Origin of the sequence: Sporotomaculum syntrophicum, assembly GCF_009932395.1 — a bacterium.
GTDB lineage: Bacteria > Bacillota > Desulfotomaculia > Desulfotomaculales > Desulfallaceae > Sporotomaculum > Sporotomaculum syntrophicum.
This window is the reverse complement of record NZ_LSRS01000006.1, coordinates 154,512-161,643: the sequence shown is the minus strand read 5'-3', so window position 1 is coordinate 161,643 and position 7,132 is coordinate 154,512. Positions and strand designations below refer to the sequence as shown.

Below are 7,132 nucleotides of genomic sequence, written 5' to 3'. Positions count from 1 at the left end.
AATGGAAGAATTTACTTTAAAAAAGAACTATACTACCATACCGGTGACGGTAGAGTATACCATGTTGACTCCTCCTCATCCTCCGGCGGGACATACAGCACCCTGGAGAAATATTACGACAAAGACGCTAAATTCAACCTCGGCGATACCAGTTTTAGCAACGGCCGGGTAACCAGCCGGTACTCCTTTATCACAGCCGACCAGACCAAACAGTATTTCGCCGAAGACGGGCGACTGTTGGGCATTAAAGACCGCTTCAACAACCAAATAACCTTCAAACATACAGAAAAACCGGTAGCCAACTACACCCCCAACAACGACTTTGAATATGAAGAGACTGTGGGACTTTGGAAGACCTCAGGAGAATCGCGAATCAAAGCGCCCTTTTCCTACGATGAGGAATTTGGCAAAGATGATACATCATCGTTGAAGTACAGCGGTACTGTGAAAAGTAAAGCGCTTTCCAACTTTATACCGGTATTGCCAAACACCGAATACTATTACAGCGCTTATTTCAAAGATCAACTAAACAACGGCTATACCCAGCTTTCGTGTCGTGTATACGATCACAACTTTGATGTCATACAAATGGGGTTTTTAGCCCCCAGGGCCAAAGACGAGTGGTGTTTTGCGCAAAGCTCTATGCCAACCAGTGAACATCTATACCATAACGTATGATAAAATACGAGTTCAAGCCGAAGTTGACTGGTATCTATTGGATGAAGAGGGCAATAAAATAACCTCATGGTGCGAACAAAGAAGATATCCGCTGCTATACAGAAGTTACAACGGTGATTTATACGATATATACTCTTATACAAATACCATAGAACGTTTTAACTTTTTAGACCCGGCTGTACATAGTGACTCTCCCACTGTAGCCCAGGCTTTATTAAACCAAATGCGTCTTAGGAATTCCAGAACGGTATACAATTATGGGCTAACCACCAAACCGCTGGGGGGCCACGGTCTTTGCGAGACCCATAGAGTCGCTAAGCGCTACGAGAATAAAATAAATGATGATGAATACTTTGGCTCGTATAACCGCCGTACCTACACATACAACCAATCGACCAGCACCATGCAGCAGGACAACGGCCTGACCACCAAACATACCTATCAATACAATTCGGCCCATAAAGGCGACTTAAAACACAAAGAAGAGCAACACAACACCACCAGCGGCGATAAAGAGATTACCTACTACGAGCAATACGACGCCGTCTTCCGGGATAACCCCACTAGGCTTAAAATCGAACAACAAAACACCGGCGGCAGCGTCAACACATTCTATAAGGGCTACACATACAGCGACTGGGGCGGTATAGCCACCGAAACAGCGCTGCTGACACCGGCCCAGTGGAATAACCCAACCGAAAAAAGCCGGCACACCACCAGCTATACCTATCACCCCGACTATAAATTTATAACGTCCACAAGCTATTACCAAAACCCCGAGCTACTACTAACCGAATCAACCAGCTACGACAGCCTGGGACGCGTTGCCACCGCCACCAACGCCAAAGGCGAAACAACCAACTACCAGTACGGGGACACAAACCACCCCGGCAACCGCACCAGAACCAACATCCAGCACAGCGACGGCCGGACCACTAGGACCGACTACAGCTATTTCGGGGCTTACTATGCCTTTCCCACAATAGTTACCAGCTACTACACCGAGGAAGGCATACAAAAAACCAGCACCACATACAAAAGCTATGAATTTATCCGGGGCAACGTAACCAGTGAAACAGACGCCCTGGGCAACACAACCCGTTATAGTTACGACACCCAAGGCAGACTCAAAAAAACAACCCACCCGCAGTCAATGGGACGGGGTGGAAACTTCGAGGTGCAAGACTATACCGACTATTATAACTTTGTTAATCTATCCGGTGCCTGGATAGAAACGCCTCAACGTACCTTTAGCGTTGAAAACTACAGCACCGCAAACGGATCTATGTTCAAATATTCCATTGACCTCTACGACGATCACGGTAATCTACTGCTCTCTAGATACTATGACTTGAACAAAGGGGTATATGTCCCGACTGTATATGGCTACGACAACTATGATCAGCTAACCTGGCTCAAAGACGCCAACGGCAACAATACCACCTACCAAAGTGACGAATGGGGCAGATTGAAAAAAGTCACCGACCCCCAGGGTAACTACCATGCCTTGGCCTACAACCTAATCAACCGTACCAAAACCACCACCTTCGTCCCGTCGGACACCGGCGTAGCCGAAAACCACTACGTGGAAACAAGCGACCAGTGGGACCGGACAATATCGAGGAAAGGCTACCCCAACGGGCCGGGCGGAGCCCCCGTAGAAGAAAAATACGCATACGACCTGGCCGGCAACCTGACCAAACAAACCGACCCCAATAACAACAGCACCCAGTACAGCTACGACGCCCTGAACCAATTAACTAAAGTCATCAACCCCCTGGGCGAGATCACCGACTACGCTTACGACCGTTTGGGCGAGCTAACCCAAATACAACAATACCAGGGCGCCACCACCTTCCCCACAGTCCAGCAATATAGCGAAAGAGGTGTTTTAGTAACCAAACAGCCTCCGGCGGGACAGCCCACCACCTATAAATACAACGCCAACGGCCTGCCGGTGGAAATAAAAGACGCCTCGGGCAAAATCACCGCCCTGCAATATTACCAGGACAGCAGGCTATCCCAAAAAACAGCCAACCAAGACAGGATACAATATTACTACCACCCCCTGGGCATCGTGGAGAAATACCAGCCCCTAAACGGCGATACCCTGAGACATGTTTTCTATTGTACCGGGCAAATCGGCTTTAGGATAACCGCCGAAAGCTACGTTGCCGGTTTTGAATACGACCTGCTGGGCAACCGGACTGAGGTATCCCATCCGGGTAACTTATTCACCAATTATCAATACAACAACCTGAACAGACTAACCACCGTCACCGCCGACGGCAAAAACTACACCTACGAATACTACGGCGACGGCATGGTAAAAGCCGTCAACTATCCCCAATTAACCGGCGGGACAAGCATACGTACCGAATACACCTACGACAACATTAACCGTCTCAAGGCTATGCACAACAAATTGGGCAGCCAAACAATCACCCAATACAGCTACAACTACGACAACAACGGCAACATCACCTCGGTAACCGAAAACGGCCAGACCACAAGCTACACCTACGACGCCCTAAACCGGCTGACGGGAATACAAAGGCCGGGCGGCGAGCAGCTCAGCTATCAATACGACAGCAGAGGCAACCGGACAGTAGCCTCCCCCAACGATAGCGGCCTGGACGGATTTATATCCGGCGAATTTAGCTACAACAACTGGGACCAATTGGCCTCATTCACCGCCGGTGGTCAGGCCAGTAACTATTCTTACGACCCCGAAGGATTGAGAACTAAAAAAGCAACCCCTTCGAGCACCACCAGGTACCACTACGACAACACCGGCAGAGTCATTACCGAATCCAACGCCGGAGGCTATGTTACCGCGCAGACGATCTGGGGCAACCAAGCTTTGGCCAGGAAAGTAGGCGGCAGCTATTACTACTACCTGTACAACGGCCACGGGGACGTAACCAAAGTAATCGACCAAACCGGCAATATCGTCAACAGCTACACCTACGACGAATGGGGAAACATTCTCTCCCAGCAGGAACAGTTACCCCAACCGCTGAAATATGCCGGAGAGTATTATGACGACGAAAGCGGCCTGTACTACCTGCGGGCCAGGTATTATGACCCGACTGTGGGGAGGTTTATATCTAGGGACTCCAATGAAGGGAGCATAACGAACCCACTATCGCTAAACCTTTATGTATATTGTTACAGCAACCCGCTAAATTACCTGGATCCAACGGGGCATTCTGCTAAAGAAGTTTGGCAAGGTTTTAAGCTGGGTATTGGTGAAATATATAACGGTGATAACTGGCAAAGCAGTTGGGCAGCAGTAAAGACAACACCTGAAGGCGCTATAATATATGTTAGGGAAGGTTTGGTGGGACCTGAAAACTATGATGAGCTAACCAATGATGTTTTGAGTTGGGCTGATGCTAAGGCCGGTGCGTCGGCGGCAGCTTCCTTTGTTGTTGGTAAGGTTAAGGTTTTAAAGGGAGCGGGGAAGGTTGTAAGCAGGGGAACGCCTAAGACTGATGTAAACATTTTAGGAAGAGGATCAACAGGACGTACAGTTGCTAATAATTTGAATGAACAACTCGCGATGAAAGAGGTAATGTCTAATCCATTGGAAAATGCTACTAAAGTACCATTGAAAAATGGAATGACTGATTCAAGATGGCTTGGTACAGATGGTTGGGCTAAAATGCAACGTGTAATTACAACATCAGACGGTAAAAACATCACAATTCATTTTAACTATAATGAGATTACAGGCGCATTTGATGATTTTAAATTCAAATAATTTAAGTGGAGGCTAAATAATGATGCAGGACGACATGATTATTAATACGGAAGATAAGGAACTAACAATAGAGCATCTGTACACAGTTGAAGATTACTTTACATTCAACATAAGAGTAAAATCTGGCGATTTTTCTGGTGTATCAAATTTTTGTATATCAAAAAAAATGGTTCATTCAATAGTTGAAAAATTAACTGAAATGCATAAGGAGTTGAAAGGGTTTTGTGAGATAGTCGATAATGATTCAGATGCCTATATTACTTTTAGCATGGATAAACATGGGCATATGTCTGTATATGGTCAAATAGGTGGAAGCCATGAAGAACATTTTATGAAGTTTAAATACAGTACAGACCAGACTGTTCTGGAAAAGGTTATAAAACTGTTCAAAGGATTACTATAATCATAATGGAGTAGGTCAGATAGTTTTTGATGCTCGGGTAGTTATTAGGCCTGGCTATCGCCATTCCCAACAACTACCATAAAGGGGGCAGTCCCTCATAAAGTTAATATATCAACCAACTAAAGGACTACAATATTAAGGAAACTTCTGTTGATGGGGACTAGATAGTGGCACTCGAGGAAATTCCTTAAGGAATTTCCCAAAAGGGTCGGGTAGATGCGGACCTTTTAAACTTTATGAGACGCTTTGTTTTCCCGGTTTCCCCCTGTCTCCTCTGGGAGTGTCACTACATGACGCTACACCTACGACGCCCTGAACCGGCTGACAGGCGTGCAAAGGCCGGGCGGTGAGCAGCTCAGCTATCAATACGACAGCAGAGGCAACCGGACAGTAGCCTCTCCCAATGATAGCGGTCTGAACGGATTTATACCCGGCGACTTTAGCTACAACAACTGGGGCCAGTTAGCCGCATTTACTACCGGTTGTCAGACCAATAACTATTATTACGATCCCGAAGGGCTGAGAACCAAAAAAGTAACCCCTTCCGGTACCACCAGGTATCACTATGACAATACCGGCAAAGTCATCATCGAATCCAACGCCGGCGACTCTGTTACCGCGCAGATGATCTGGGGCAACCAGGCTCTGGCCAGGAAAGTAAACGGCAGCTATTACTACTACCTGTACAACGGCCACGGAGACGTAACCCGGGTAATCGACCAGAACGGCAATATCGTTAACAGCTACACCTACGACGAATGGGGAAACATCCTCTCCCAGCAGGAACAAGTGCCCCAGCCGCTAAAATATGCCGGAGAGTATTACGACGACGAAAGCGGCCTGTACTACCTGCGGGCTAGGTATTATGACCCGACCGTGGGGAGGTTTATTTCCAGAGACTCTAATGAAGGGAGCATAACGAACCCACTATCGCTAAACCTGTATGTATATTGTTACAGCAACCCGTTAAATTACCTGGACCCGACGGGGCATTCTGCTAAAGAAGTTTGGCAAGATTTAAAGCTGGGTGTTGGTGCAGTACTTAACGGTGATAACTGGCAAAGCAGTTGGGCAGCAGTAAAGACAACACCTGAAGGCGCTATAATATATGTTAGGGAAGGTTTGGTGGGACCTGAAAACTATGATGAGCTAACCAATGAGGATTTGAGTTGGGCTGATGCTAAGGCCGGTGCATCGGCGGCAGCTTTCTTTGTTGTTGGTAAGGCTAAGGTTTTGAAGGGTGCGGGGAAGGCTAAATGGGACATTAAAACAAACGCAAAAGCTGAGGCTAGCTATAATTTTAATGGCCAAAAAGTTAGGGCCTACCAAGATAATACCAAGGAAGGTTATTGGTGGGCAAAAGATACTACAGGTCACGGCGGTTCGACCTATAAAGTATTTAAAAAGAAGGGGAATGAACTTCATTGGGTAGCCGATGCAGATGAATATGGCAATTTTATAGTAAATAAACATAAGAGTTCAACAGGTACTATAATTAAACTTAAATAGTTATAACCCCAATATAGAGGGTGAGTTCAAATTCGCCCTCTATTATAATAAATATTGGAAGGTGATAAATTGGGTATAAACAGTTTAGATAAATATTTAGCGGAACAATTTCCATTATTAAAACTAAAACAGCCTTTGTTTTACAATTTTCCAGTTGGCATTAGATTTGATTTAGGCGGTAACTTAGAAATAAGTGAAGGTAGAATGGAACAGTGTTATAAACGTTCGTACACTTTGTTTAGTGAAATAAATAAATCTTCAGATGAATTATTTGTTGTTGTATATGTAGATAGTTGGGATGAATATCCTATTAATGAGTCAGAACCCCAAGTGTTTAACATTTTTAAAAAGTATTTTTATGGTAAAGATTTTTCCTGTAAAGTAATTAAAGATAAATTTGAATATAGATACAAAGAACCCGAAGACTTGGACGATACAAAAACATATCGCTTTTTTGTAAAATGTAGGGTTGAAGAAATCAATTTTAAAGAGATGATAATTGCAAAACTAAATCAGAGCGTAGGCATTGCTCCTTTTATATTGGGTGATTTGTATTTTGTAAATCAATCGCGCAATATTATTTTCCATATTTATGATGATAGGGGATTAGATGTAATATCAAGTTCAAAACATAAATTGATAGAAATTTATAAAAAGTATAGAGAATGGATATTAGAATACGATAGGGAAAAAATCGATCAAGTCTTTGTGTAGATAACTATTTCATAACACAAAATATATATGTCGTTAGGGACGATTTTTGCTCGGGTAGTTGT

General features: G+C 44.8%; 5 protein-coding genes. All 5 read left to right on the top strand.

What is annotated here, in order from left to right:
- Window positions 1–678: hypothetical protein (locus tag SPSYN_RS13255; protein ID WP_161822965.1), on the top strand; the 678-nt coding region annotated here is incomplete at its 5' end.
- Window positions 629–4,444, top strand: a complete 3,816-nt coding sequence (locus tag SPSYN_RS13250; RefSeq protein WP_161822964.1) for an RHS repeat-associated core domain-containing protein — start codon at window positions 629–631, stop codon at window positions 4,442–4,444. The genes SPSYN_RS13255 and SPSYN_RS13250, both read left to right, overlap by 50 nt.
- Window positions 4,445–4,463: 19 nt before the next feature.
- The gene (locus SPSYN_RS13245; RefSeq protein ID WP_243153056.1) at window positions 4,464–4,847 is read left to right on the top strand and encodes a hypothetical protein; all 384 of its coding nucleotides are present in this window, start codon (window positions 4,464–4,466) and stop codon (window positions 4,845–4,847) included.
- Window positions 4,848–5,177: 330 nt separating this feature from the next.
- Window positions 5,178–6,356 carry an RHS repeat-associated core domain-containing protein gene (locus SPSYN_RS13240; protein WP_161822963.1) on the top strand — a complete coding sequence of 393 codons (1,179 nt, stop codon included), beginning with the start codon at window positions 5,178–5,180 and terminating at the stop codon, window positions 6,354–6,356.
- A gap of 69 nt (window positions 6,357–6,425) precedes the next feature.
- Window positions 6,426–7,070, top strand: a complete 645-nt coding sequence (locus SPSYN_RS13235) for a DUF3885 domain-containing protein (RefSeq protein ID WP_161822962.1) — start codon at window positions 6,426–6,428, stop codon at window positions 7,068–7,070.
- Window positions 7,071–7,132: the final 62 nt, after the last annotated feature.

Excerpts from the sequence above, each read along its gene's own strand:
- SPSYN_RS13245 (WP_243153056.1), top strand. The coding sequence starts at position 4,464 with ATGATGCAGGACGACATGATTATTAATACGGAAGATAAGGAACTAACA.